At 70.2% G+C, this 26191-nt stretch carries 18 protein-coding genes and 1 tRNA gene; 11 read left to right on the forward strand and 8 right to left on the reverse strand.

What is annotated here, in order from left to right; translation table 11 throughout:
• Nucleotides 1-143: 143 nt before the first annotated feature.
• Nucleotides 144-2882, reverse strand: a complete 2739-nt coding sequence (gene polA / locus ACGFZW_RS28005; RefSeq protein WP_393896001.1) for a DNA polymerase I — start codon at nt 2880-2882, stop codon at nt 144-146.
• A gap of 255 nt (nt 2883-3137) precedes the next feature.
• Here polA and ACGFZW_RS28010 point away from each other — a divergent pair, with 255 nt between their 5' ends.
• From ACGFZW_RS28010 to ACGFZW_RS28040, 7 genes are all read left to right on the forward strand, one after another.
• Complete coding sequence (locus ACGFZW_RS28010; protein WP_393896002.1) at nt 3138-5450, forward strand: FdhF/YdeP family oxidoreductase; 2313 nt, start codon at nt 3138-3140, stop codon at nt 5448-5450.
• Between the two features lie 115 nt (nt 5451-5565).
• A complete protein-coding gene (locus tag ACGFZW_RS28015) occupies nt 5566-6039 on the forward strand; it encodes a PaaI family thioesterase (protein ID WP_393896003.1) in 474 nt (157 codons plus the stop codon).
• 482 nt (nt 6040-6521) lie between these two features.
• Nucleotides 6522-7745: a branched-chain amino acid ABC transporter substrate-binding protein gene (locus ACGFZW_RS28020; protein ID WP_393896045.1), complete on the forward strand. Its 1224-nt coding sequence runs from the start codon at nt 6522-6524 to the stop codon at nt 7743-7745.
• Nucleotides 7746-7871: 126 nt separating this feature from the next.
• Nucleotides 7872-8801: a branched-chain amino acid ABC transporter permease gene (locus ACGFZW_RS28025; RefSeq protein ID WP_393896004.1), complete on the forward strand. Its 930-nt coding sequence runs from the start codon at nt 7872-7874 to the stop codon at nt 8799-8801.
• A gap of 5 nt (nt 8802-8806) precedes the next feature.
• Nucleotides 8807-10612 carry a branched-chain amino acid ABC transporter permease gene (locus ACGFZW_RS28030; RefSeq protein ID WP_393896005.1) on the forward strand — a complete coding sequence of 602 codons (1806 nt, stop codon included), beginning with the start codon at nt 8807-8809 and terminating at the stop codon, nt 10610-10612.
• Between the two features lie 7 nt (nt 10613-10619).
• A complete protein-coding gene (locus tag ACGFZW_RS28035; protein ID WP_393896006.1) occupies nt 10620-11630 on the forward strand; it encodes an ATP-binding cassette domain-containing protein in 1011 nt (336 codons plus the stop codon).
• Complete coding sequence (locus ACGFZW_RS28040) at nt 11627-12343, forward strand: ABC transporter ATP-binding protein (RefSeq protein ID WP_393896007.1); 717 nt, start codon at nt 11627-11629, stop codon at nt 12341-12343. The genes ACGFZW_RS28035 and ACGFZW_RS28040 overlap by 4 nt, the downstream gene beginning before the upstream one ends.
• Nucleotides 12344-12416: 73 nt before the next feature.
• On the opposite strand, the gene ACGFZW_RS28045 is transcribed toward ACGFZW_RS28040, so the two are convergent.
• Nucleotides 12417-13070: an ANTAR domain-containing response regulator gene (locus ACGFZW_RS28045; RefSeq protein WP_393896008.1), complete on the reverse strand. Its 654-nt coding sequence runs from the start codon at nt 13068-13070 to the stop codon at nt 12417-12419.
• Nucleotides 13071-13159: 89 nt separating this feature from the next.
• Here ACGFZW_RS28045 and ACGFZW_RS28050 point away from each other — a divergent pair.
• Both ACGFZW_RS28050 and ACGFZW_RS28055 read left to right on the forward strand, forming a co-directional pair.
• Nucleotides 13160-13242, forward strand: a tRNA-Leu gene (locus tag ACGFZW_RS28050).
• 83 nt (nt 13243-13325) lie between these two features.
• Nucleotides 13326-14114 (forward strand): helix-turn-helix domain-containing protein, encoded by a 789-nt coding sequence (locus ACGFZW_RS28055; RefSeq protein WP_393896009.1) that lies wholly within the window; start codon nt 13326-13328, stop codon nt 14112-14114.
• A 51-nt stretch (nt 14115-14165) separates the two neighbouring features.
• Here ACGFZW_RS28055 and pyk read toward each other — a convergent pair whose 3' ends face one another.
• Both pyk and ACGFZW_RS28065 read right to left on the reverse strand, forming a co-directional pair.
• Nucleotides 14166-15602 (reverse strand): pyruvate kinase, encoded by a 1437-nt coding sequence (gene pyk, locus ACGFZW_RS28060; protein WP_393896010.1) that lies wholly within the window; start codon nt 15600-15602, stop codon nt 14166-14168.
• A gap of 145 nt (nt 15603-15747) precedes the next feature.
• The gene (locus ACGFZW_RS28065; protein WP_393896011.1) at nt 15748-16494 is read right to left on the reverse strand and encodes an SIMPL domain-containing protein; all 747 of its coding nucleotides are present in this window, start codon (nt 16492-16494) and stop codon (nt 15748-15750) included.
• Between the two features lie 225 nt (nt 16495-16719).
• Between ACGFZW_RS28065 and ACGFZW_RS28070 the strand changes: the two genes are divergently transcribed.
• Nucleotides 16720-18528 carry a bifunctional metallophosphatase/5'-nucleotidase gene (locus ACGFZW_RS28070; protein ID WP_393896012.1) on the forward strand — a complete coding sequence of 603 codons (1809 nt, stop codon included), beginning with the start codon at nt 16720-16722 and terminating at the stop codon, nt 18526-18528.
• 218 nt (nt 18529-18746) lie between these two features.
• On the opposite strand, the gene ACGFZW_RS28075 is transcribed toward ACGFZW_RS28070, so the two are convergent.
• The 3 genes from ACGFZW_RS28075 to pepN form a co-directional block, all read right to left on the reverse strand.
• Nucleotides 18747-20189 carry a lysine N(6)-hydroxylase/L-ornithine N(5)-oxygenase family protein gene (locus ACGFZW_RS28075; RefSeq protein WP_393896013.1) on the reverse strand — a complete coding sequence of 481 codons (1443 nt, stop codon included), beginning with the start codon at nt 20187-20189 and terminating at the stop codon, nt 18747-18749.
• Nucleotides 20186-21625, reverse strand: coding sequence for a pyridoxal phosphate-dependent decarboxylase family protein (locus ACGFZW_RS28080; protein ID WP_393896014.1), 1440 nt, complete (start codon nt 21623-21625; stop codon nt 20186-20188). Before ACGFZW_RS28080 ends, ACGFZW_RS28075 begins: the two co-directional genes overlap by 4 nt.
• 209 nt (nt 21626-21834) lie before the next feature.
• On the reverse strand, nt 21835-24378 hold the full coding sequence (pepN, locus tag ACGFZW_RS28085) for an aminopeptidase N (RefSeq protein WP_393896015.1): 2544 nt from the start codon (nt 24376-24378) through the stop codon (nt 21835-21837).
• 173 nt (nt 24379-24551) lie between these two features.
• Between pepN and ACGFZW_RS28090 the strand changes: the two genes are divergently transcribed.
• Nucleotides 24552-25088 (forward strand): MarR family winged helix-turn-helix transcriptional regulator, encoded by a 537-nt coding sequence (locus tag ACGFZW_RS28090; protein WP_393896016.1) that lies wholly within the window; start codon nt 24552-24554, stop codon nt 25086-25088.
• 55 nt (nt 25089-25143) lie between these two features.
• Here the strand turns inward: ACGFZW_RS28090 and ACGFZW_RS28095 are convergent, their stop codons facing one another.
• On the reverse strand, nt 25144-26190 hold the full coding sequence (locus ACGFZW_RS28095) for a Rieske 2Fe-2S domain-containing protein (protein WP_393896017.1): 1047 nt from the start codon (nt 26188-26190) through the stop codon (nt 25144-25146).
• Nucleotide 26191: the final 1 nt, after the last annotated feature.

Genomic DNA, 26191 nt, shown 5'->3' on the forward strand with positions numbered 1-26191 from the left:
CCCGCTGGCACCACCACCCCCCCCCGGGCGCCCCCCCCCCCCCGGCCGCGCGCCGCCCCCCCCCCCCCCCCGCGCCGGGGGGGGGGGGGGGCCCCCCCCCCCCCCCCCGCCCGGTTCGGCGGCCGGTGGGCCGCCGTACGCGGTCAGTGGGCCGCCGACTCCCAGTCCTGGCCGGCGCCGACCGAGACGTCGAGCGGTGCCCGCAGTTCGGCGGCGGCGGCCATTTCCCGGCGGAGCAGCTCCTCGACCTGCTTGCGTTCGCCCCCGGCGACCTCGACGACGATTTCGTCGTGCACCTGGAGGAGCATCCGGGACTTCAGCTCGGCCGCGCGCAGGGCCGCGTCGACCTTCAGCATCGCGATCTTGACGATGTCGGCGGCGGTGCCCTGGATCGGGGCATTCAGCGCCATCCGCTCGGCCATTTCGCGACGCTGGCGGTTGTCGCTGTTGAGGTCGGGGAGGTAGCGGCGACGGCCGAGGATCGTCTCGGTGTAGCCCGTGGCGCGGGCCTCCTCCACGACACGCTGGAGGTAGTCGCGCACCCCGCCGAAGCGCTCGAAGAAGTTGTCCATCAGCTTGCGGGCCTCATCGGGCTGGATGCCCAACTGCTGGGAGAGGCCGAATGCCGACAGGCCGTAGGCCAGGCCGTAGCTCATCGCCTTGATCTTGCGGCGCATCTCCGGGTCGACCTCGTTGGCGGCGACCGAGAAGACATGGGAGGCGACGGTGGTGTGCAGGTCCTCGCCGGTGGTGAACGCCTCGATCAGGCCCTCGTCCTCGGAGAGGTGGGCCATCACGCGCAGCTCGATCTGGCTGTAGTCGGCGGTCAGCAGGGTCTCGAAGCCCTCCCCGACGACGAAACCGCGGCGGATCGCCCGGCCCTCGTCCGTCCGCACCGGGATGTTCTGCAGGTTCGGATCGGTCGAGGACAGCCGGCCGGTGGCCGCCACCGTCTGATTGAAGGTGGTGTGGATCCGGCCGTCGGCACCGATGGTCTTGATCAGGCCCTCGACGGTCGTGCGCAGCTTGGCCTGCTCACGGTGCCTGAGCATGATCACGGGGAGTTCGTTCTCGGTCTGCGCCGCGAGCCACGCGAGAGCGTCGGCGTCGGTGGTGTAACCGGTCTTGGTCTTCTTGGTCTTGGGCAGGCCCAGTTCCCCGAAGAGGACCTCCTGGAGCTGCTTGGGCGAGCCGAGGTTGAACTCGTGGCCCGCGGCGGCGTGCGCCTCCTGGACGGCCTGCTGCACCGCGGCCGCGAACTGCTGCTCGATGCGCTCCAGCCAGCCCCGGTCGGCGGCGATACCGGACCGCTCCATCCGGGCCAGCAGCACGCTGGTCGGCAGCTCCACATCGCGCAGCAGCCCGGCCGCGCCGACCTCCGCGAGCTTGACCTCGAAGGCCTCGCCCAGGTCGAGGACCGTCCGCGCCTGGCCCATCAGGGCCTCCGCCTCGGCCTGCTCGTCCGCGCCGAAGGCCAGCTGTCCGTTGCTCGCGGCGGGGGCGGCCACCTCGCGGCCCAGGTATTCGATGGAGAGGGCGTCCAGGGCGAAGGAGCGGCGGCCGGGCTTGACCAGGTAGGCGGCCAGCGCCGTGTCCATGGAGACGCCGTCGATGCTCCAGCCGTGCTCGCCGAAGACCCTCATCAGGCCCTTGGCGTTGTGCATCACCTTGGGCCGGGCCGGGTCGGCGCTCCACGCCGCGAAGGCCCGCTCGTCGGCCTCGTCCAGCTGGGCGGGGTCGAACCAGGCGGCGGGGCCGTCACCGGTGGCAAGCGCCACCTCGGCGACGCTGCCGCTGCCCAGCGTCCAGACATCGACCGTCGCCACGCCCAGCGGTCCCGCGCCGTGCTCGGCCAGCCACGGGGCGAGCTCGCCGGTGGCGATCACGGTGCCGTCGATCTCGGCGCCGGCGGCCGGCGCGGCCTCCTCGGCGGCCTGTTCCGCACCCGGGTCGACGGCGTGCAGCCGGTCGCGCAGGCCCTGGTTGCGGATCTCCAGGCCGTTGAGGAACACCGAGAGGGCCTCGCGGTCATAGGCCTCGCGGACCAGCGCGTCGGGGCCGCAGGTCAGGGTGACGTCGCGCACCATCTCGGTCAGCCGTCGGTTGAGCTTCACGGCCTCCAGGTGATCGCGGAGATTCTGCCCCGCCTTGCCCTTGACCTCATCGACGCGCTCCACCAGCTGCGCGAACGAGCCGAACTGGTTGATCCACTTCGTGGCGGTCTTCTCGCCGACGCCCGGGATGCCGGGGAGGTTGTCGGACGGGTCGCCGCGCAGGGCCGCGAAGTCCGGGTACTGGGAGGGGGTGAGGCCGTACTTCTCCTCGACCTTCTCCGGGGTGAATCGGGTCAGCTCCGAGACGCCCTTGGTGGGGTAGAGGACCGTGACGTCCTCGGAGACCAGCTGGAAGGCATCGCGGTCACCGGTGACGATCGAGACCTTGAAGCCCTGCGCGGTGGCCTGCTCGGTGAGGGTGGCGATGACGTCGTCGGCCTCGTAGCCCTCGACCGCGAAGCGCTTGACCCGCATCGCGTCGAGCAGCTCGCCGATCAGCTCGACCTGGCCCTTGAACTCGTCGGGCGTCTTGGAGCGGTTCGCCTTGTAGTCCGCGAACTCCTCGGAGCGCCAGGTCTTGCGGGAGACGTCGAACGCCACCGCGAAATGCGTGGGCGCCTCGTCGCGCAGGGTGTTCGCGAGCATCGACGCGAAGCCGTAGATCGCGTTGGTCGGTTGCCCCGTGGCGGTCGTGAAGTTCTCCACGGGCAGGGCGAAGAACGCCCGGTACGCCATGGAATGCCCGTCCATCAGGAGCAGCCGCGGACGGCCGCCCCCCGCCGCTTCGGTGCCGGTCGCTTCGCTCTTCTTCGCTGCCTTTGCTGCCACGCCCCCGATCCTGCCACGCCCCACTGACAATCCCCGCCGCGGTCGCCACGGCGGCGCCTCCGCCCCCCTCCCCGCCGCTCCGCCACCGCGCGCGTGGCCGGTTGGTCACCGTCCGCAGCCGCCGGGAGGGCGGGCCGGCGGACCCACGCCGCTCCCTACTCCGCCCGGCCCCCCGCATGACAAGATCTGATGCGTACGGCAACGATCCGCCGCGTGCCGGTGGAGACGGCACAGCACGGCTCAAGGGAGAGCGCCATGGCAGGCAAGCCGCCCGCATCGGACCCCGTCCAGGACGCACCCGAGGTCAGCGAACCGCAGCACTCCGCCGTGGGACTGCCGGCCATTACCCATGCCCTGCGCATCTCCCAGCAGCAGATGGGGGTGCGCCGCACCGCCCTCACCCTGCTCCGGGTCAACCAGAAGGACGGCTTCGACTGCCCCGGCTGCGCCTGGCCCGAGCCCGAGAAGCGGCACACCGCCGAATTCTGCGAGAACGGCGCGAAGGCCGTCGCGGAGGAGGCCACCCTCCGCCGCGTCACACCGGACTTCTTCGCCGCCCACCCGGTGGCCGACCTCGCCGGACGCAGCGGCTACTGGCTCGGCCAGCAGGGCCGCCTCACCCAGCCCATGTACCTGGAGGAGGGGGCAAAGCACTACACACCCGTCCCCTGGGAGCGGGCCTTCGACATCATCGGGGACGAACTGACCGCCCTCGACTCCCCCGACGAGGCCGTCTTCTACACCTCCGGGCGCACCAGCAACGAAGCTGCCTTCCTCTACCAGCTCTTCGCCCGCGAATTCGGCACCAACAACCTCCCCGACTGCTCCAACATGTGCCACGAGTCGTCGGGCTCCGCGCTCACCGAGACCATCGGCATCGGCAAGGGAAGCGTCCTGCTGGAGGACCTCTACGAGGCCGACCTGATCATCGTGGCCGGACAGAACCCGGGCACGAACCACCCCCGGATGCTCACCGCCCTGGAGAAGGCCAAAGCGGGCGGCACAAAGATCATTTCGATCAATCCGCTGCCCGAGGCGGGCCTGGAGCGCTTCAAGAACCCGCAGACCCCGCGCGGCATCGCCGGCGGCGGCACCGCGCTGACCGACCTCTTCCTCCAGGTGCGCCTCGGCGGCGACCAGGCGCTCTTCCGGGCGCTCAACCGCCTCATCCTCGAAGCGGCGGAGACGGACCCCGGCGCGGTCGACGAGGAGTTCATCCGCGAACACACCCACGGCTTCGAGGAGTTCGCGCGCACCGCACGGGCCGACGACGACTGGGACGCCACGCTGCGCGCCACCGGCCTGAGCCGCGAGGAGATCGAGAGCGCGCTGCGCATGGTGCTCGGCTCCCGCCGCACCATCGTGTGCTGGGCGATGGGCCTGACCCAGCACAAGCACTCCGTGCCCACCATCCAGGAAGTCGTGAACTTCCTTCTGCTGCGCGGCAACATCGGCCGCCCCGGTGCCGGCGTCTGCCCCGTACGCGGCCACAGCAATGTCCAGGGCGACCGCACCATGGGCATCTTCGAGCGCCCCGCACCCGCGTTCCTCGACGCGCTGGAGAAGGAATTCGGCTTCGCGCCGCCCCGTGAACACGGCTTCGACGTCGTCCGCGCGATCCGCGCACTGCGCGACGGCCAGGCCAAGGTCTTCTTCGCGATGGGCGGCAACTTCGTCTCCGCCACCCCGGACACCGACGTCACCGAAGCCGCGATACGCCGCGCCCGCCTGACCGTCCACGTCTCCACCAAGCTCAACCGCTCGCACGTCGTCACCGGCGCGCGCGCCCTGATCCTGCCGACCCTCGGACGCACCGAACGCGACCTGCAGACCGCCCCGGACGGCGGCAGCGCCGAACAGTTCGTGACCGTCGAGGACTCCATGGGCATGGTGCACGCCTCCCGCGGCCGACTGGAGCCCGCAAGCCCGCACCTGCTGTCGGAACCGGCCATCGTCGCCCGGCTGGCCCGCCGCGTCCTGGGCGGGGCGAGCCGTACGCCGTGGGAGGAGTTCGAGCGGGACTACGCCGCGATCCGGGACCGCATCGCCCACGTCATCCCCGGCTTCGAGAACTTCAACACCAAGGTCGCCCGCCCCGAGGGCTTCGCCCTCCCGCACGCCCCCCGGGACAGCCGCAGCTTCCCCACCGCCACCGGGAAGGCCAACTTCACCGCGGCCCCCGTGGAATACCCCAAGATCCCCGAGGGGCGCCTGCTGCTGCAGACCCTGCGCTCGCACGACCAGTACAACACCACCATCTACGGCCTCAGCGACCGCTACCGCGGCATCAAGAACGGCCGCCGCGTGGTGCTCGTCCACCCCGAGGACGCCCACGCCCTGGGTCTCGCCGACGGCGCCTACACCGACCTCGTCAGCGAATGGACCGACGGCAGCGAGCGGCGCGCCCCCGGTTTCCGCGTCGTGCACTACCCCACGGCCCGCGGCTGCGCGGCCGCCTACTACCCGGAGACCAACGTCCTCATCCCGCTCGACCACACCGCCGACACCAGCAACACCCCCGCCTCGAAGTCCGTGGTGATCCGCATGGAGAGCCCCCGGGAAAGCTGACCGCCCGGGGCCACACCCCGCGGGAAACGGCCACCCGCGCGCCGAGCCCTGCCCGGCGGCCTGATAGGAACAGGCACAGATCACGGCGATCACGCGCGAGCGAACGGAGCAGCAGGTGGGCGAGCAGAGCACGACCATGTTTCCGCAGGAGATCCTCGACCAGTGGACCGGCCTCGGCCTGGACCTGCCCGCCCTCTTCTCCGCCGGGCACCTCGGCGAACGGATGAGCGTGCGAGTCACCGAGGCCGCCCCCGACCGAGTCGTCGGCACGATGCCCGTCGAGGGCAACACCCAGCCCTACGGACTGCTGCACGGCGGGGCCTCCGCCGTACTCGCCGAGACCCTCGGCTCGGTCGGCTCGATGCTGCACGGCGGCCCCCACAAGCTCGCCGTGGGCGTCGACCTCAACTGCACCCACCACCGCGGCGTCCGCTCCGGCCTGGTCACCGGCGTCGCCACGCCCGTCCACCGCGGCCGCTCCACCGCGACCTACGAAATCGTGATCAGCGACGAACAGGACAAGCGGGTCTGCACCGCCCGCCTCACCTGCATGCTGCGCGACGTCGACGCCGACGTGTACCGCAGCTGACACCACGGCGGCACCTCGGGCGCCGTCCGCACGGCCCCGCATCCCGGCAACGGGAGCGGGGCCGCACGCATTTTCCTCACGCTGCGTAGCAAGTGCGCGATCAGGCACCATGCGCGCATCCCGGGCCCCCCACCGGCACCGGCCCCACCGCGCCCATCACGTCCGGTATCCGGACGCCCTTCCGTCACAGCGCGGCGCGCCACCCCAGGGAAGTGCGAGTTCGCCCTCCGCACGACGTCCGCCCACCGGCTGTAAGGACCATAGAGGCAAAACGCTCATCGCATGTCATAACAAGAGCGTCACATCCTGGTCAGCGCCACTGCCAGGGCGCCGAACACCCCTCTAGAGTCACCGCCAGTCACCGCGCCGCCGGGCGCGCTGCGAGCACGGACCCTGTATGGCCCCGTACAGCCCGGCGCGCGAACGGCCATGCGACAGCAATGGCCGCGCCAGGGAAAGGACTGATCGTGCGTCACCGTTCCTTGCTCATCCTCACCACCGCGGTCACCGCAGGCGCCCTCACGCTCTCCGCGTGCGGCTCCCGAGGCGACGACAACAAGAGCGGCGACGGCTCCAAGACGACCGTCGTCATCGGCCTCGACGCCCCCACCACCGGGGAGCTCTCCGCCCTCGGCCTGGGCATCCGCAACTCCGCCCAGCTCGCCGTCGACAACGCCAACAAAGCCGGCGAAGTGGACGGCGTCACGTTCAAGCTCGAAGCCCTCGACGACAAGGCCCTGCCCAACGTCGGCCAGCAGAACGCCACCAAGCTCGCCGGCGACAAGGACGTCCTCGGCGTCGTCGGCCCGCTCAACTCCGGTGTCGCCCAGTCCATGCAGCAGGTCTCCAAGCAGAACGACCTCACGCTGATCTCCCCGGCGAACACCACCCCCGACCTCACCCAGGGCAAGGACTGGAAACAGGACAAGCGCGTCCGCCAGTTCCCCACCTACTTCCGCACCGCGACCACCGACGAGGTGCAGGGCGCCTTCGACGGCCAGTACGCATGGGAGAAGATGAAGGCCAAGAAGGCCTACATCATCGACGACCAGAAGACCTACGGCGTCGGCCTGGCCTCCTCCTTCAAGGACCAGTTCGCCCAGCTCGGCGGCAAGATCGTGGGCACCGAGCACGTCAGCCCCGACGACCGCGACTTCAAGGCCGTGGTCTCCAAGGTCAAGTCCGCCAAGCCCGACCTGGTCTTCTACGGCGGCGAATACCCCGCCTCGGGCCCGCTCAGCCAGCAGCTCAAGGACGGCGGCGTGACCGTCCCGCTGATGGGCGGCGACGGCATGTACAGCGGCGACTACATCAAGCTCAACAAGAAGGCTCAGGGCGACTACGCCTCCTCCGTCGGCAAGCCCGTCGAAGAGCTCCCCTCCGCCAAGAAGTTCATCGCCGACTACAAGGCAGCCGGCTTCAAGGAGGCCTACGAGGCCTACGGCGGCTCCACCTACGACGCCACCTGGTCCGTCATCCAGGCCGTCAAGAAGGTCGTCGAGGACAACGACGGCAAGCTCCCCGAGGACGCCCGCAAGAAGGTCACCGAGGCCATGAACAAGGTCGCCTTCGACGGTGTCACCGGCCCCATCGCCTTCGACAAGTACGGCGACACCACCAACACCATGATCACCGCCTACCAGGTCGACAAGGGCGCCTGGGTCTCCCGCTTCAGCGCGGAGTTCAAGAAGATCGACAAGAGCTGACCGACCGAAGCGACACACCCGATCCACCCCGGGCCGCGCCAGGACGCCACGAACGACCCTGGCGCGGCCCGCGGCACACCGGAACCCCCCGGCACCTCGTCACTCCCACACAACGGAGGCCCTGCGGTGAACGAACTGCCGCAACAGCTGGCCAACGGACTCATCCTCGGCGCGATGTACGGACTCATCGCGATCGGCTACACGATGGTCTACGGAATTGTCCAGCTCATCAACTTCGCCCACGGCGAGATATTCATGGTCGGCGGCTTCGGAGCACTGAGCGTCTACCTCGCCCTCCCCGCCCACACCTCGCTCCTCCTCGCCCTGCCGGTCATGCTCATCGGCGGCATCGCGGTATCCGTCCTCGTCGGCGTCGCAGCGGAACGTTTCGCCTACCGACCCCTCCGCGGCGCGCCCCGACTCGCCCCCCTCATCACCGCCATCGGCCTGTCCATCGCCCTCCAGCAGGCCATCTGGAAGTGGTACCCCGACGGCAAACAGGCCCGTGTCTTCCCCCAGTTCAAGGGCGACTCCTTCGAGATCCTCGGCGCCACGGTGCAACGCGGCGACATCTTCGTCCTCATCGCCGCCCCCGCCTGCATGGTCGCCCTCGGCTTCTTCGTCGCCAAGACCCGCAGCGGCCGCGCCATGCAGGCCACCGCCCAGGACCCCGACACGGCCAAACTGATGGGAATCAACACCGACCGCATCATCGTCCTCGCCTTCGCCATCGGCGCCGCGTTCGCCGGCGTCGCCGCCGTCGCCTACGGCCTGCGCACCGGCGAGGTGCAATTCCGCATGGGCTTCATCATGGGCCTCAAGGCCTTCACCGCCGCCGTCCTCGGCGGCATCGGCAACATCTACGGCGCCATGCTCGGCGGCGTCGTCCTCGGTGTCGCCGAAGCCCTCGCCACCGCCTACATCGAAGAAATACCCGGCATGCAGCAATTCGGCGGCGGAGCCTGGAAGGACGTCTGGGCCTTCGTCCTCCTCATCCTCGTACTCCTCCTGAGGCCACAGGGCCTACTGGGCGAACGCGTCGCGGATCGGGCGTGATAGCGATGACCACAGACATCACCAAGACCACCCCCGGCATCCACCCCGGCGCGCTCCCGCTCCCCGAGCGCACCGCCCGCATCACCACCGCCGCCGGTGCCCTCGCCACCGCCGCCACCACCGGCCTCGCCTGGACCTGGAGCAACGACTTCCCCGGCGAGCTCACCTACTACGGGTCCCCTGCCGGCCTCCAGATCGTCACCCTCGCCGGCGGCATCCTCACCCTCCTCCTCACCGCCTCCGGACTCGGCCTCCGCGGCCTGCAGTGGCTCACCCCCGGCGGCCGCAACGCCTCCGTCCTCCTCGCCGCACTCGGCACGTTCGCGGCCACCTGGTTCACCCTCATCGCCATCGCCATCGAACTCGGCGGCCTGGTCAACCTCGAACCCGGCGGCTTCATCGCGGCCGCGACCTCCCTGGTCACCCTCCTCGGCGCCCTCGGCCTACCCGCCGACCGCACCCCGGACCAACCACCCGCGGGCACCTGGCAACGCTTCACCGGCACCCTCGCCGCCACCACCGTCAAGCGCCCCACCCGCGAACTCCCCGCCTGGACCGAGATCCTGATCATCGCGGGCGCGTTCGCAGCCGGACTGGTCGCCTTCACCTACGGCATCGACACCGACGACGGCGCCCCCTTCGTCGGCTACCTGCTCTTCATGGTGCTGGCCGTCCCCGCCCTCAACCGGGCGGGAGTCATCGCCCGGCTCACCGCACTCACCCTCAAACACCGCGGCCCCGCACTCGGCGCGGCCTTCATCGCCGCCGCCTGTTTCCCCTTCACCCAGGACACCGACCAGTACACGATCATCGGGGCCAACATCCTGATCTTCGCCACCGTCGCCCTGGGCCTCAACGTCGTCGTCGGCCTCGCCGGCCTCCTCGACCTCGGCTACGTCGCCTTCCTCGGCGTCGGCGCCTACGCCGCCGCCCTCGTCTCCGGCTCCCCCGAATCCGCCCTGGGACTCCACTTCCCCTTCTGGGCAGCCCTCCTCACCGGCGCCGCGGCCTCCCTCCTCTTCGGCGTCCTCATCGGCGCCCCCACACTGCGACTGCGCGGCGACTACCTCGCCATCGTCACCCTCGGCTTCGGTGAGATCTTCCGCATCGCCATGCTCAACCTCAACGGCACCACAGGACCCGACGTCACCAACGGCGCCATGGGCATCCCGAACATCCCCAACCTGGAGATCTTCGGCTTCAACTTCGGCGAATCCCACAACATCCTCGGCTTCCCCGTCGCCACCTACGGCAACTACTACCTGCTGATGATCCTCGTGACGGCCTTCGTCGTCCTCGTCTTCCGCCGCGCCGCCGCCTCCCGCATCGGACGCGCCTGGATCGCCATCCGCGAGGACGAGACCGCCGCCATCGCCATGGGCATCAACAGCTTCCGGCTGCGACTCCTCGCCTTCGCCCTCGGCGCCGCACTCGCCGGACTCGCCGGCACCGTCCACGCCCACGTCGTCACCACCGCCACCCCCGAGCAGTTCCAGTTCGCCGGCCCCCAGCCCCCGAACTCCGCCTTCCTCCTCGCCGCCGTCATCCTCGGCGGCATGGGCACCCTCAGCGGCCCCCTCGTCGGCGCGGCACTGCTCTTCCTCATCCCGGCCAAACTCGACTTCCTCCAGGACTACCAACTGCTCCTCTTCGGCATCGCCCTGGTGCTGCTGATGCGCTACCGGCCCGAGGGACTCATCCCCGACCGCAGGAAGCAGCTCGAATTCCACGAGACCGGCCAGCTCGACGTGCCCGATCAGCGCCTCCCCGACGGAGACGCGACCATCGGCGTCACCAAGGCAAAGGCGTGACGACACCATGACCACACCCACCAGGACCGCACACCGCGCCGACACCGGCACCGTCCTCGAAGCCTCCGGCGTCACCATGCGCTTCGGCGGACTCACCGCCGTACGCGGCGTCGACCTCACCGTCGGAGCCGGAGAAATCGTGGGCCTCATCGGCCCCAACGGCGCCGGCAAGACCACCTTCTTCAACTGCCTCACCGGCCTGTACGTGCCCACCGAAGGCACCGTCAGCTACCGAGGCACCCGCCTCTCACGCAAACCCCACCTCGTCACCCAGGCCGGCGTCGCCCGCACCTTCCAGAACATCCGGCTCTTCGCCAACATGACCGTCCTGGAAAACACCCTCGTCGGCCGCCACACCCGCACCAAAGAGGGACTCTGGTCCGCCCTCCTCCGAGGCCCCGGCTTCAAGAAAGCCGAACGCACCTCGGAAGAACGCGCCATGGAACTCCTCGAATTCACCGGCCTCGCCCACAAACGCGACCACCTCGCGCGCAACCTCCCCTACGGAGAACAACGCAAGCTGGAAATCGCCCGCGCCCTCGCCAGCGAACCCGGCCTCCTCCTCCTGGACGAACCGACCGCCGGCATGAACCCACAGGAAACCCGCGCCACCCAGGACCTGGTCCTGGCCATCCGCGACAAGGGCACCGCCGTCCTCGTCATCGAGCACGACATGCGCTTCATCTTCAACCTCTGCGACCGCGTCGCCGTCCTCGTCCAGGGCCAAAAACTCATCGAAGGCACCGCCGAGGTCGTCCAGGCCGACGAACGCGTCGTCGCCGCCTACCTCGGCACCCCGGTCGACGACACGACCGACGGCACGGCGAACCCGACGGGCACCGTGAGCACGGCGAAGACCGCGACGGACACCGCGAGCCCGCCGGCCCCCGCCCGAACCGACCCGGGAGCCGACTCCACCCGCGCGGCAAGCCCGCCCGACCGACCGGCGAAGGGACCCGCCGCACCAACACCCCCGGCGGACCAGCCGGCCGAAGGAGAGACCGGAGAAACCTCATGACCGCACTGCTCGAAGTCGAGGATCTCCGGGTCGCCTACGGCAAGATCGAAGCCGTCAAAGGCATCTCCTTCTCCGTCGAAGCCGGCCAGGCCGTCACCCTCATCGGCACCAACGGCGCAGGCAAAACCACCACCCTGCGCACCCTGTCCGGCCTGCTCAAGCCCCTCGCCGGCAAGATCACATTCGACGGCGAACCACTCAACGGGGTACCTGCCCACAAGATCGTCGAACGCGGCCTTGCCCACTCCCCCGAAGGCCGACGCCTCTTCCCGCGCCTGACCATCGGCGAGAACCTCAAACTCGGAGCGTTCCTCCGCAAGGACACCGCAGGCATAGAAAAGGACATCCAACGGGTCTACGACCTCTTCCCCATCCTCGGCGAACGCAGCAAACAAGCATCCGGCACCCTCTCCGGCGGCGAACAGCAAATGCTCGCCATGGGCCGGGCCCTGATGTCCCGACCCAAACTGCTGATGCTCGACGAGCCCTCCATGGGACTCTCCCCGATCATGATGCAGAAGATCATGGAGACCATCCGGGAGCTGCGCTCCCAGGGCACCACCATCCTGCTCGTCGAACAGAACGCCCAGGCCGCGCTCTCCCTCGCCGATCAAGGACACGTCATGGAGATCGGCCGCATCGTCCTCTCCGGGAGCGGCCCGGAACTCCTGCACGACGAATCCGTCCGCAAGGCCTACCTCGGCGAGGACTGACCCCGCTCCGGGAACGCCGAAGGCCCCGTACCGATGATCACCGGTACGGGGCCGTTCACGTCGGCGCGGGACGCTACTGGTCCGACTGCTGCTTCTTCTCCTCGGCGTCCTCGATGACCGCCTCGGCGACCTGCTGCATCGACAGCCGACGGTCCATCGACGTCTTCTGGATCCAGCGGAACGCGGCCGGCTCGGTCAGCCCGTACTGCGTCTGCAGAATGCTCTTCGCCCGGTCCACCAGCTTGCGGGTCTCCAGCCGCTGGGTGAGGTCGGCGACCTCCTTCTCCAGCGTCCGCAGCTCGGTGAACCGGCTGACGGCCATCTCGATCGCCGGCACCACGTCACTCTTGGAGAACGGCTTCACGAGATACGCCATCGCGCCCGCGTCCCGCGCCCGCTCCACCAGCTCACGCTGCGAGAACGCGGTCAGCATCAGCACCGGCGCGATGCTCTCCTCGGCGATCACCTCGGCGGCCGAGATGCCGTCAAGGACCGGCATCTTCACGTCCAGGATCACCAGGTCGGGGCGGTGCTCGCGGGCCAGCTCGACGGCGTGCTGGCCGTCCCCGGCCTCGCCGACGACGGTGTAGCCCTCTTCCTCCAGCATCTCTTTGAGGTCGAGGCGGATGAGCGCCTCGTCCTCGGCGATCACGACGCGCGTGGTCAGCGGCGGTACGTGCGACTGATCGTCATCGGCGACGGGCTGCTCGGGCTCGGCGGCGCTCACGGGACTCCTCGTTACAGGCAGGTGGTGCCCTTGCAGCCTACCTAGAGGCAGTCGGCAGGGCGCACACGGTATGGTGTCTGAAGCCACCGGCCGGGTTGGTGGAATGGCATACACGGATGTCTCAAACACATCTGCCCGAAAGGGCTTGCGGGTTCGAGTCCCGCACCCGGCACTTCTTAGATACGGAATTTCACGTTCTCGTGATTCTCACGCTCCGTGTCCCCACCCACGCTATTCGTCACGCATAGTGATGGCATGATCTTTCATGGCACAGACGTGCGACACGATGCACTCGCTCGGCTCCGCGCCGGAGCCAAGAACTCCGATGTGGCCCGCGCCCTGAATGTCCCCGTCGGCACTGTCGGCTATTGGCTGCACATGGACCGCAGCCGACGCGGCGAGTGTCCGGGCGCCGACGAACGGCAATGCCCCCGATGCCACGGCCGTGACCTCGACGAGGCGGCGTACTCCTACCTCTTGGCCCTCTACTTGGGCGACGGCCACATCATTCAGTACTCGGCGCATCGGGTGCCGAGTCTCATGATCGCGTGTGCCAACGCCTGGCCGGGCGTGATGGACGCCTGCGAGACGGCCATGCGGGCGGTCTTCCCGGACAACTCCGTGTGCCGGGTGAGCAGGACCGGCTGCCACAACGTGAAGCTCTACTCCAAGCACTTATGGTGCCTGTTCCCCCAGCACGGCCCCGGCAAGAAGCACGAGCGGCTGATCGCCCTGGAAGCCTGGCAGCAGCGGATCGTGGACGAGCATCCCTGGGAGTTCCTCCGCGGGCTCATCCACTCCGACGGCTGCCGGATCACCAATTGGACGACGCGCGTGGTCGGCGGCGAGCGCAAGCGCTACGAGTATCCGCGGTACTTCTTCACCAACAAGTCCGACGACATCCGTCAGCTGTTCTCGGACACCCTGACGAAGGTCGGAGTGGAGTGGAGAGTCACCCGACGCGGCAGCGACCCGTTCAACATCTCCGTGGCCCGGAAAGCCTCCGTGGCGCTCATGGACCGGCACATCGGGCCGAAGTACTGACGGGGACGGCAGTCAGGACCTCGGCCCAGCGGGATCGCGGTGCGGCTGGGGCTACTTCGGGTGGTCGTCCTCGCCGATGTGGTGGACGCGGACGAGGTTGGAGGAGCCGGGGACGCCGGGCGGGGAGCCGGCCGTGATGATGACGACGTCGCCCTTCTGGCAGCGGCCGATCTTGAGGAGCTGCTCGTCGACCTGGGCGACCATTTCGTCGGTGGAGTCGACGGTGGGGCCGAGGAAGGTCTCGACACCCCAGGTGAGGTTGAGCTGGGATCGGGTGGCGGGGTCGGGGGTGAAGGCGAGGAGCGGGATGGGCGAGCGGTAGCGGGAGAGGCGGCGGACGGTGTCGCCGGACTGGGTGAAGGCGACGAGGAACTTGGCGCCGAGGAAGTCGCCCATTTCGGCGGCCGCGCGGGCGACGGCGCCGCCCTGGGTGCGGGGCTTGCTGCGCTCGGTGAGCGGCGGGAGTCCCTTGGCGAGGATGTCCTCCTCGGCGGCCTCGACGATGCGGCTCATGGTGCGCACGGTCTCGGTGGGGTATTTGCCGACGCTGGTCTCACCGGAGAGCATCACGGCGTCGGTGCCGTCGATGACGGCGTTGGCGACGTCGGAGGCCTCGGCGCGGGTGGGGCGGGAGTTGTCGATCATCGAGTCGAGCATCTGGGTGGCGACGATGACCGGCTTGGCGTTGCGCTTGGCCAGTTTGATGGCGCGCTTCTGGACGATCGGGACGGTTTCCAGGGGCATTTCGACGCCGAGGTCGCCGCGGGCGACCATGATGCCGTCGAAGGCGGCGACGATGTCGTCGATGCTGTCGACGGCCTGGGGTTTTTCGACCTTCGCGATGACGGGGAGGAAGCGGTCCTCCTCGCGCATGATGCGGTGGACGTCCTCGATGTCGTGGCCGCTGCGGACGAAGGAGAGGGCGATGACGTCGGCGCCGGTGCGCAGGGCCCAGCGGAGGTCGTCGCGGTCCTTCTCGGAGAGGGCGGGGACGGAGACGGCGACGCCGGGGAGGTTGAGGCCCTTGTGGTCGGAGACCATGCCGCCCTCGATGACCTTGGTGCGGACGCGTGGTCCGTCGACACCGGTGACTTCGAGGGTGACCTTGCCGTCGTCGACGAGGATGCGTTCACCGGTGGTGACGTCGGATGCGAGGCCGTCGTAGGTGGTGCCGCAGAGGTGGCGGTCGCCTTCGACGGAGGGTTCGACGGTGATGGTGAACTCGTCGTCGCGTTCGAGAAGTACCGGTCCTTCGCGGAATCGGCCGAGGCGGATCTTCGGGCCTTGAAGGTCGGCGAGGATGCCGACGCTGCGGCCGGTTTCCTCGGATGCCTTGCGGACCCGGTCGAATCGCGCCTCGTGATCGGCGTAGGTGCCGTGGCTGAGGTTGAAGCGGGCCACGTCCATTCCGGCGTCGACGAGTGCTTTGATCTGCTCGTACGTGTCGGTGGCGGGTCCCAGGGTGCAGACGATTTTTGCTCGGCGCATGTTTCGACCCTATGACTTACCCATCGGTAGGGGAGTGTGGGGAAGTGACTGCTCAACGTCCGCTCGGTGAAAGGCTGTTGACAAGTATTGGAATGGGCACGAAGGCGCTCCGATGAGCGGATTTCCGCCTTCGCGCGGCCGGGTCTCAGAGTGCGGGACGGGTCATCGTGAAGCGGGCGTTGACGTTGGCGTAGACGGTTTGGCGCTGGGGTTCGAGGTCGAGGGCCGGGGCGGCTCCCGGGTCGGACGGGGGGCCTCCGTAGCCGGCGAAGCCGCGCATGGTGGGGGCTGCCGCGGGGGCGGCGTTCTCGGCACCGAGGTCGGCGAGTTCGACGAGGGCGTCGAGGCCGGCGCCGAGCGCTTCGGCGTATTCGCGGGCGCGCTGGACGGCTTCGCGGACGGCGTGGGTGCGGGCGGCGCGGTGGGCGGGCGAGTCGGGGCGCAGGGCCCACCAGGGGCCGTCGACGCGGGTGAGTTCGAGGTCGCCGAGGCGGGTGGTGAGTTCGCCGAGGGCGGTGAAGTCGTTGAGGGTTGCGGTGAGGTTGACACGGCCGTGGTAGGCGCGGATGCGTTCGTGGCGGCCTTTGTCGGTGAGTTGCGGGGTGAGGCTGAAGGTGCCGGTTTCGAGCTTTTCGATGGCCTGGCCGTAGCTCTTGATGAGGGTGAGGGCTTGTTCGTTGCGGCGGGTGAGGTCGGTGAGGGCGGCTTTGCGGTCGGTGCCTCGGGCGCTGACGGTGACGCTGATGCGGGCGATCTCGGGGTCGAATTCGAGGCGGGCTTCGCCGCGGACGGCGAGGCGGGGGGTGTCGGGGGTGCCGTAGGGCAGGGGGGCGTGGGGGGCGGCTGGGTTGTCGGTGGGGTGTGCGGCGGGGTGCTCGGTGGGGTCGGTCATGGGGGCTCCTCTGGTTTGTCGGCGGCCGGTGTCATACGGGTGTGCGGGTGTATGGGGTGTGCGGGTGTATGGGGTGTGCGGGCTGAAGGGTGGCATACCGGGTGCCGTGGTGGGGGGGCCGGTCATGCGATCGCAACCCGCGAGGGGTGTTGCGCGGGGGGCGGCTGCGCCAGAATCTACGCGCGTCGCCATGTGCGTGGCGCCGTTCGTCCAGAGGGAGTTGGCATGTCGCTCGACCGTAGGAAGTTCGTGGGTCGTTCTGTGGTGGCGGGGGCCGGGGTGGCGTTCGCGGGGGCCGGTGCGCCGGCGGCGGAAGCTGCGGAGGCCGGCGGGCCGGGTGCGGGACGGGGGCGCCGTCGGCATGCGTTCACCGTCATGGGCACCACGGACCTGCACGGCAATGTCTTCAACTGGGACTACGTCACGGACGCGGAGTTCGACGACGCGGCGCACAACGACATCGGTCTGGCGAAGGTGTCGACGCTGGTGGAGGGTGTGCGGCGGGAGAAGGGCCGGCACAACACCCTGTTGATCGACGCGGGCGACACGATTCAGGGCACGCAACTGGCGTATTACTACGCGAAGGTCGAGCCGATCACCGGTCCGGACGCGCCGGTGCATCCGATGGCGCGGGCGATGAACGCGATCGGCTATGACGCGGCGGCGCTGGGAAATCATGAGTTCAATTACGGGATTCCGGTACTGCGGAAATTCGAGGAGAGCTGCGACTTTCCGCTGCTGGGTGCGAACGCGGTGGATGCGAAGACGTTGCGTCCGGCGTTCCCGCCCTATGTGGTCAAGCGGTTGCGGACGCCGTGCGGGCGCGATGTGCGGGTGGCGGTGCTGGGGTTGACGAATCCGGGTATCGCGATCTGGGACAAGGCGCATGTGCAGGGGAAGCTGGCGTTTCCGGGGCTGGTGGAGCAGGCGGCGGAGTGGGTTCCGAAGCTGCGGTCGATGGGTGCGGACGTGGTGATCGTGTCGGCGCATTCGGGGACCAGTGGGACGTCTTCGTACGGGGATCAGCTGCCGTATGTGGAGAATGCCGCGGTGCTGGTCGCCGAGCAGGTGCCGGGAATCGACGCGATATTGGTCGGGCATGCGCATGTGGAGGTTGCGGAGCGGCGCGTGGTGAACAAGGAGACGGGCCGGGAGGTGGTGCTCTCCGAGCCGCTGAAGTGGGGGCAGCGGTTGACGGTGTTCGATGTGGAGGTGGAGTGGCGCCGGGGGCGGTGGCAGGTGGAGTCCGTGGCGTCGAAGGTGCTGAATGCGAATTCCGTCGTGGAGGATTCCCGGATCACCACTCTGCTGCGGGCCGAGCAGAAGAAGGTGGTGGCGTATGTCAACCAGGTGATCGGCCGGTCGAAGGCGGAGATGACGGCGGCGGAGGCGCCGGTGAAGGACACGGCGATTCTGGATTTCATCGCGTTCGTGCAGGCGGAGGTGGTGCGTAAGGCGCTCGCCGGTTCCGCGCACGCGGCGTTGCCGGTGTTGTCGCAGGCGTCGTGTTTCTCGCGGACGGCGAAGGTGCCGGCCGGGGAGGTGACGATCCGGGCGATGGCGGCGCTGTATCCGTTCGACAACACCCTGGAGGCGCGGGTGTTGACGGGTGCGCAGCTGCGGGCGTATTTGGAGTTCTCGGCGCGGTATTACGCGCGGACGGCGGCGGGTGGTCCGGTGGATCCGGCGAAGCTGACGAATGCGGATGATACGCCGGATTACAACTATGACGCGGTCAGCGGGGTGGCGTACGAGATCGATATCGCCAAGCCGGTGGGGCAGCGGATCGGGAAGCTGACGTTCGAGGGTGCGCCGGTGGACGATGCGGCGCGGTTCGTGCTGGCGGTGAACAATTACCGGGCCGGTGGCGGTGGCAATTTCCCGCATGTGGCGTCGGCGGAGCAGGTGTGGTCGACGTCCGACGAGATCCGGAATTTGATCATCGGGTGGGTGCAGGAGAGCGGGGAGATCGATCCCGCGCGCTTCGCGTCGGAGGAGTGGCGGTTGACGCGCGACGGGGTGCCGGTGTTCTGACCGGTTGGTTGCGGGTGTGGCGTGGGGCGGGTCGCCGGTGTTGTGGCGGCCCGCTCCCGTTTGTCCGGGCGGTTGCCCGGGCGCGGAGGGGTCGGGGCGTCCCTGGGCGCGGCGGCCTCGTGGGCGTGGCGCGAGCGTCGGTGCGGGTGAGCGGTGGCTGTGCGGTGCGGTGATCGGTGGCCGTGCGCTGCGGTGCGGTGCGGTGCGGTGCGGTGCGGTCAGTGGCGGGGTACCAGCGTGGAGCCCTGGCGTGGCACGGAGCCGGTGGGGCCTGCCGAGGGCTGCGGGAGGCCGAAGGTGGTGAAGGCGGTACGGCTGGGGAGGGCGTAGGCGGGGGTGTCGGTGAGGGTGTTGAGGATGGTGGCGCTGCGCCAGGCGGCGAGGCCGAGGTCGGGGGCGCCGACGCCGTGGGTGTGGCGTTCGGCGTTCTGGACGTAGACGGAGCCGGTGACGGCGGGGTCCAGGGTGAGGCGGTGGTGGGCGTCGATGCGGGGGCGTCCGGCGTTGTCGCGGCGCAGGTAGGGGTCGAGGGCGGCGAGGAGGGTGTCGAGTCGGCGTTCGCGGTAGCCGGTGGCGAGGACGACGGCGTCGGTGGTGAGGCGGGAGCGGGTGCCTTGCTGGGTGTGGTCGAGGTGGAGTTCGATCTTGGTGGTGCCGACGCGTCCCGCGGTGCGTACCGCGACGCCCGGGGTGAGGGTGGCGTCGGGCCAGCCGCCGTGCAGGGTGCGGCGGTAGAGCTCGTCGTGGAGGGCGGCGAGGGTGTCGTGGTCGATGCCCTTGTAGAGCTGCCATTGGCCGGGGACGAGTTCGTCGCGGACGCTCTCGGGGAGGGCGTGGAAGTAGCGGGTGTAGTCGGGGGTGAACTGCTCCAGCCCGAGTTTGCTGTATTCCATGGGTGCGAAGGCGGGGGTGCGGGCGAGCCAGTGGAGTTGTTCGCGGCCTGCGGGGCGGGCGCGGAGCAGGTCGAGGAAGATTTCGGCGCCGGACTGGCCCGCGCCGATGACGGTGATGTGGTCGGCGGCGAGCAGGCGTTCGCGGTGGTCGAGGTAGTCGGCGGAGTGCAGGACGGGGACGGTGGGGGCGTCGGCGAGGGGGCGGAGGGGTTCGGGGACGTGGGGGGCGGTGCCGATGCCGAGGACGAGGTTGCGGGCGTAGGTGCGGCCGAGGGCTTCGGCCTCGCCTTCGGTGTCGAGCTGGGTGAAGTCGACTTCGAAGAGTTCGTGTTCGGGGTTCCAGCGGACGGCGTCGATCTGGTGGCCGAAGTGGAGGCCGGTCAGGGATTGGCTGACCCAGCGGCAGTAGGCGTCGTATTCGGCGCGCTGGATGTGGAAGCGCTCGGCGAAGTAGAAGGGGAAGAGGCGGTCGCGGGTCTTGAGGTAGTTGAGGAAGGACCAGGGGCTGGCGGGGTCGGCGAGGGTGACGAGGTCGGCGAGGAAGGGGACTTGGAGGGTGGCGCCGTCGATGAGGAGGCCGGGGTGCCAGTGGAATTCGGGGCGCTGGTCGTAGAAGGCGGTGCGCAGGTGGGTGAGGGGCTGGGCGAGGGCGGCGAGGGAGAGGTTGAAGGGGCCGATGCCGATGCCCGCGAGGTCGAGGGGGGTCTCGGGGCCGGCGGTGTGGTCGGTGTCTGCGGCATCGGGGTGTGCGGGAGGGGTGGTGGTCATCGGGGGATGTGGCCTTCCACGAGGTTGAGGAGGGTTGTGAGGTCACCGGGCTGGGTGTGGGGGTTGAGGAGCGTGACCTTGAGCCAGAGGCCGCTGCGGGTGGCGGCGCGGCCGAGGACGGCGTGACCGTCGGCGAGGAGGGTGCGGCGGATGGTGGCGAGGGCGGTGTCGTCTGCTCCGGTGGGGCGGAAGAGGACGGTGCTGAGGGTGGGGCGGGAGTGGAGTTCGTAGCGGGGGTGGGCCTCGATGAGATCGGCGAGGGTGTGGGCGGCGGCGAGGGTGCGGTCGACGAGTTCGCCTAGGCCGCGGCGCCCCAGCGCCTTGAGGGTGACGGCGATCTTCAGGATGTCGGGGCGGCGGGTGGTGCGCAGTGAGCGGCCGAGGAGGTCGGGCAGGCCGGCTTCGGTGTCGTCGTCGGCGTTGAGGTAGGCGGCGCTGTGGGCGAGGGGGGCGAGGGTGGTGGGGTCGGGGACGGCCAGGAGGCCGGCCGCGACCGGTTGCCAGCCGAGTTTGTGCAGGTCGAGGGTGACGGTGTGGGCGCGGGCGAGGCCGGTGAGGGCGGCTTGGTGGGTGTCGCTGAAGAGCAGCGGCCCGCCGTAGGCGGCGTCGATGTGGAAGCGGGCGCCATGGTGGTCGGCGAGGTCGGCGAGGGCCGGTAGCGGGTCGATGATGCCGGCGTCGGTGGTGCCGGCGGTGGCGGTCAGCAGGAGGGGGCCGGTGAGCTCGGGCAGGCCGGTGAGGGTGGTGTGGACGGCGTCGGGCGTGAGGATGCCGTCGGGGGTGGGGACGGTGATCGGCTGGGGCAGGCCCATGAGCCAGGCGGCGCGGTGGATGCTGTGGTGGGCGTTGGCGCCGCAGACGATCTGGAGCGGGGCGGCGGGGTCGCCGCGTTGTGCGGGGGTGGTGCGAACGCGGCGGCGGGTGGCCTCGCGGGCCAGGAGGACGGCGAGTTGGTTGGACTCGGTCCCGCCGGTGGTGACGAGTGCGTCGGGGTCGGTGGCCTGGGGGTAGACCTGGGTGGCGAGTTCGCGGCAGGTGAGGGCCTCCAGTTCGGAGGCGGCGGGTGCCTGGTCCCAGGAGTCCATGGACGGGTTGAGGGCGCTGGCCGCGAGGTCCGCCGCGGTGGCCAGGGCGAGGGGCGGGCAGTGCAGGTGGGCGGCGCAGTGCGGGTCGGCGGGGTCGGCGGCGCCGGCGGCGAGGGTGTGGACGAGGGTGCGGAGCGCCTCGTGGGGCCCGGTGCCGTGGTCGGGGAGCAGCGGGCTGCACGCGTCGCGTACGACACGGGCGACGGTGTCGGGGCCGCCGGCGGGCAGGGGCCCCGCGCGGTCCTCGGCGCCGGTGGTGAGGGCTTCGAGGACGGTGTCGAGGAGGGGGCGCAGCGCGCGGGGGCCGTTGGTGCCGCCTGCGAGGGCGGTGCCGGCAGGGGGCACGGGCATCAAAGTGCTCTTCTGTATGGGGAGTTCGGGTGGCGGTCGCTCTGGACCTTAGGCCGCCCTAAGTTACTTTCCCGGCACGGTGCGTATCCACCGGTCGTGGTGGTACCACCCATACGTGGTACAGATCTGCCGCACGTGTTCGGGTGCCGCCGGCCGCTGCTCCGGCGGCACCCGTTGGTCCGCTCGTCCGTGCTGTCCCGTCGTGGTGGTCAGCCGGCCCCGGGCAGGTCGTGTGCGGCGACGGCCCGCACCCGCAACGCGCGGCGCAGGTCGTCGAGTTGGTCGATGAGCTTGCGGCGCAGGGCCGGGGTGGGGTCGCTCTCGGCGAGGCAGGTTTCGCCGAGGTGGAGGGTGTCGTCCTCGACGAAGGTGGCGGGGAAGGCGTACCGGCCCGCGGCTGCGGCGAGGGCCGGGCCGCGGTGGCGGGCGAGGGCCGGGGCGTCGGTGAAGTAGCGGGCGACGTAGGGGCGGAGCAGGTCGTGCTGTTCGGGTGCCCAGAAGCCGGTGGCGGTGGCGGTGAAGAGGTAGTTGGACAGGGCGGTTTCTTCGTCGGTGGTGAACAGCGCCTGCCAGGCGGCCTGTTTGGCGGCCGGGTCGGGCAGGGCGGCGCGGCAGTGGGCCGCGCCCTCGCGGCCGGTGGCGCTGGGGTCGCGGGCGAGTTCGGCGTCGATGGTGTCGGGGGTGGTGGCGCCGAGGACCGCGAGCCTGCCGAGGATGCGCCAGCGCAGTTCGGGGTCGAGGGCGGGGCCGCCGGGGACGCTGCCGTCGTCGAGCCAGTCCTGGAGGGCGGCGTGGGTGGTGGCGCTGTCGATGAGGGCGCGGACGGCGGTCAGGCGCAGGCCCGCGTGCGGGCCGTGTGCGGGGCCTTCGGTGCGGCGCAGGATGTCGCGGCCGAGGGCGGTGAGGGTCGCGAGGGCGCGGGGCCGGTCCGCGGTGGGGAGGAAGTGGTCGGTGAGCTGGGCGCGGGCGAAGGCGAGGACGCCCCGGACGATGGCCAGGTCGGTTTCGTAGGGGAGGTGGTCGCGGGCGGCCTGGAGGTAGGCGGCGGGCGCGAGGTCGCCGTCGCGGACCATGTCGCGGGCGGCGTTCCACACGACGGCGCGGGTGAGGGCGTCGGGCAGTTGGGAGAGGGACTGGGCGGTGGTCTGCCAGGAGCGCGGGTCGAAGCGGATCTTGGTGTAGGTCAGGTCGCCGTCGTTGAGGGCGACGAGGTCGGGGGCGGGCGTGGGGAAGGTCCGCGCGGTGTGCCCTTCGTCCTCGGGGATGTCCAGTTCGTGGCGGTCGCGCAGGGTCAGGCGTCCGGCGCCGGCGAGGTCGCGGTCGTAGACGCCGACGGAGAGGCGGTGCGGGCGGCTGCCGGTGTGGTGGACGTCCAGTCGCCAGCGGTCGCCTTCGACGGTGACGGCGGGGGTGAGGGTGTCGACGCCGGTGGTGCGCAGCCAGCGCTCGGCCCAGCCGTGGACGTCGCGGTCGGTGGCGCGGGCGAGGGAGTCGAGGAAGTCGGCGAGGGCGGCGTTGGCGAAGCGGTGCCGGGCGAAGTGGTCGTTGATGCCGGCGAGGAAGTCCTTCTCGCCCATCCAGGCGACGAGTTGGCGCAGTGCGGAGGCGCCCTTGGCGTAGGAGATGCCGTCAAAGTTCAGCAGGGCGGAGGCGGTGTCGGGGACATCCTGGGGGGCGGGGGCGACGGGGTGGGTGGAGGGGCGCTGGTCGGCGTCGTAGCCCCAGCCCTTGCGGGCGACGGCGAAGTCGGTCCAGGCATCGGTGTGGCGAGTTGCCTCGGACAGGACCTGGTAGCCCATGTACTCGGCGAAGGACTCGTTGAGCCAGATGTCGTCCCACCACTGCAGGGTGACGAGGTCGCCGAACCACATGTGGGCCATTTCGTGGGCGATGGTCACGCCGCGGGTCTGGCGTTCGGTGTCGGTGACGGCGGAGCGGAAGACGTATTCGTCGCGGAAGGTGACGAGTCCGGGGTTCTCCATGGCGCCGGCGTTGAACTCGGGGACGAACGCCTGGTCGTAGGAGTCGAAGGGGTAGGGCTCGTCGAAGATCTGGTGGTAGCGGTCGTAGCAGCGGCGGGTGATGTCGAGGATTTCGTCGGCGTCGGCGTCGAGGTACGGGGCCAGGGAGCGGCGGCAGTGGATGCCGAAGGGCAGTCCGGCGTGTTCGGTGCGGACGGAGTGCCAGGGGCCGGCGGCGACGGCGACGAGGTAGGTGCTGATGAGGGGGGTGGGGGCGAGGGTCCAGTGGCCGGGGTCGCCCTGGGTGGCGATGCCGTTGCCGAGGACGTGCCATGTGGGGGGCGCGGTGACGGTGAGGGCGAAGACAGCCTTGAGGTCGGGCTGGTCGAAGGCGGCGAAGACGCGCTTGACGTCTTCCATGAACAGCTGGGTGTAGACGTAGGCCTCGCCGTCGGCGGGGTCGGTGAAGCGGTGCATGCCTTCGCCGGTGCGGGAGTAGCGCATGGTGGCGGTCAGCCGCAGCTCGTGGGCGCCGGGGGTGAGGCCGGTCAGCGGGAGGCGGTTGTCGGCGAGGGCGGCGGGGTCGAGGGGGTGGCCGTCGAGGGTGGCGCTGTGCAGCTCGGCAGGCTGGATGTCGACGAAGGTGTCGCCGGCGTCGCGCGCGGTGAAGTGAATGACCGTTCGGGAGCCGAAGTGGTCCTCGCCCTGTGTGAGGTCGAGTGCGACCTCGTAGCGGTGGACGTCGATGAGCCGGGCTCGGGTCTGCGCCTCGTCGCGCTGCAGTGCGGGCATGGGGTCATGCTGCCGTACGGCCGGTGACTTGGGGAGAGGGGACCGGCTCGGGGAGGGTGGTGCGTGCTGCGCGGGCAGGGAATGTTAGGCACCTGGCTTCTCAGCACTAAAGTTTTGTGGTGAACGGGTACGAGCTCGCGGCCCGGCGGCGGAGCCCGGGGAGGGCGTGGGACATGACGAGGAAGACGACGGCACGGTCGGACGCGGTGGCGTCGATCATCGAGGACTGGCGGCGGGAGCGGCCGGAGCTGGACACCTCGCCGCTGGAGGTGCTGGCGCGGCTGCACCGTACGTATCTGCGCTACAGCGCGCGGCTGACCGCGGCGGTGGAGGCGCACGGCCTGTCGGTGGCGGGCTTCGACGTGCTGACGGCGCTGCGCCGGGCGGGCAGGCCGTTTCGGCGTACGGCGGGGCAGTTGGCGGATTCGGGGCTGATCTCGTCGGCGGGGGTGACGCTGCGCATCGACCGGTTGGAGAAGGACGGGCTGATCGTGCGGGAGCGCGATGAGCAGGACCGTCGGGTGGTGCGGTCGCGGCTGACGGAGGAGGGGCTGGCGAAGATCGACGCGTTGTTCGCGGAGCATCTGGAGAACGAGCGGCGGATGCTGGCCGGCCTCTCCCCCGCCGAGTGCCGCCAGTTGGCACGGCTGTTGTCGAAGCTGGAGCGGTCGATCACCGAGGCGGACCGGGCGGAGCGGGACGGCGGCTGAGGGTGGCGGTGCGGGCCGGCCGGTGCGCGGGGGCGGCCGGCCGGCGGGGCGGGGGTCAGGTGGCGAGTGCGGCGGCCTGGCGTTCGGCCTCGGCGCGGTAGAGGCGGCGCAGCCGGACCACGCCGAGGTCGTGCTGGTAGAGGTTCTCGGCCTGGTCGGCGTCGTGCGGGAGGGCTTCGAGCATGGTGCGGTCCTGTTCGAGGACGTGCCAGTGCCGTTCCTCGATGAGGGTGCGGTAGAGGAAGCGCCAGGAGTCGCGCTGCCAGCCCGTGACGCGGCGGTAGCGCCAGAAGAAGACGCCGCTGCGTTCGGCGTCGATGGGGCAGACCATGCCGACGATGCCGAACGGGCCGCCGGGGCCCGCGGACGGCGGGTAGGGGATGGACAGGTCGACCCAGTCGATGCCGGTGCGGCACAGTTCGACCCAGTCGAAGTTGACGCCGCGCTGGTCGGTCTTCTCGAAGAAGTAGCCGCGCTCGGTCTCGCGGATACGGAACTTCGCGGTGGTGTCGCCGTCGCCCATGGTGTGCGACTCGTGGTGCAGGAACTGGCCGTGCATGGGGTCGAGGAGGTTCTCCATGCCGTAGCGCCAGGGCACGTTCCACTCGGCGTAGCACAGGAAGGCGTCGGTGCCGGGGTCGGTGAGGGGTTCGGGGAGGGTCAGTTCGCAGGGCTCGGGGTGCTGTGCGTCGCCGAAGTAGGCGAGGATCGCGCCGCCGATCTCGCGTACCGGGGGGCTGGGGACGAGCTGTTTGCCTTCGAGGGTGCAGCCGGGCAGGCCCGGTACGGAGGTGACGGTGCCGGTGCCGTCGACCTCCACGCCGTGGTACCAGCAGGAGATCCGGTCGCCGAGGTGCCGGCCCAGGGAGAGCCGGGCGCCGCGGTGCGGGCAGCGGTCGGCGAGCATGTGCAGGGTGCCGTCGGCGCGGCGGAACAGCAGCCAGTGTTCGCCGAGTGCGGTGACCCGGCGCATGCCGCCGGGGGCGACGAAGTGGGACGGGACGACGGGGTGCCACTGGTTGCGCAGTCCGGTGGCGTAGATGCGGTCGGCGACGCTTGAGGTGGTGGCCGTGCCGGGGTTGGTGGTGGGGTTCGTCGTCATG

The organism is Streptomyces sp. NPDC048248, from assembly GCF_043201875.1.
In the GTDB taxonomy this organism is placed as follows: Bacteria; Actinomycetota; Actinomycetes; order Streptomycetales; family Streptomycetaceae; genus Streptomyces.

Excerpts from the sequence above, each read along its gene's own strand:
- ACGFZW_RS28010 (WP_393896002.1), top strand. The coding sequence starts at position 3,138 with ATGGCAGGCAAGCCGCCCGCATCGGACCCCGTCCAGGACGCACCCGAG.
- ACGFZW_RS28030 (WP_393896005.1), top strand. The coding sequence starts at position 8,807 with ATGACCACAGACATCACCAAGACCACCCCCGGCATCCACCCCGGCGCG.
- ACGFZW_RS28035 (WP_393896006.1), top strand. The coding sequence starts at position 10,620 with ATGACCACACCCACCAGGACCGCACACCGCGCCGACACCGGCACCGTC.
- ACGFZW_RS28040 (WP_393896007.1), top strand. The coding sequence starts at position 11,627 with ATGACCGCACTGCTCGAAGTCGAGGATCTCCGGGTCGCCTACGGCAAG.
- ACGFZW_RS28055 (WP_393896009.1), top strand. The coding sequence starts at position 13,326 with ATGATCTTTCATGGCACAGACGTGCGACACGATGCACTCGCTCGGCTC.
- pyk (WP_393896010.1), bottom strand. The coding sequence starts at position 15,602 with ATGCGCCGAGCAAAAATCGTCTGCACCCTGGGACCCGCCACCGACACG.
- ACGFZW_RS28065 (WP_393896011.1), bottom strand. The coding sequence starts at position 16,494 with ATGACCGACCCCACCGAGCACCCCGCCGCACACCCCACCGACAACCCA.
- ACGFZW_RS28070 (WP_393896012.1), top strand. The coding sequence starts at position 16,720 with ATGTCGCTCGACCGTAGGAAGTTCGTGGGTCGTTCTGTGGTGGCGGGG.
- ACGFZW_RS28075 (WP_393896013.1), bottom strand. The coding sequence starts at position 20,189 with ATGACCACCACCCCTCCCGCACACCCCGATGCCGCAGACACCGACCAC.
- ACGFZW_RS28080 (WP_393896014.1), bottom strand. The coding sequence starts at position 21,625 with ATGCCCGTGCCCCCTGCCGGCACCGCCCTCGCAGGCGGCACCAACGGC.
- pepN (WP_393896015.1), bottom strand. The coding sequence starts at position 24,378 with ATGCCCGCACTGCAGCGCGACGAGGCGCAGACCCGAGCCCGGCTCATC.
- ACGFZW_RS28090 (WP_393896016.1), top strand. The coding sequence starts at position 24,552 with ATGACGAGGAAGACGACGGCACGGTCGGACGCGGTGGCGTCGATCATC.
- ACGFZW_RS28095 (WP_393896017.1), bottom strand. The coding sequence starts at position 26,190 with ATGACGACGAACCCCACCACCAACCCCGGCACGGCCACCACCTCAAGC.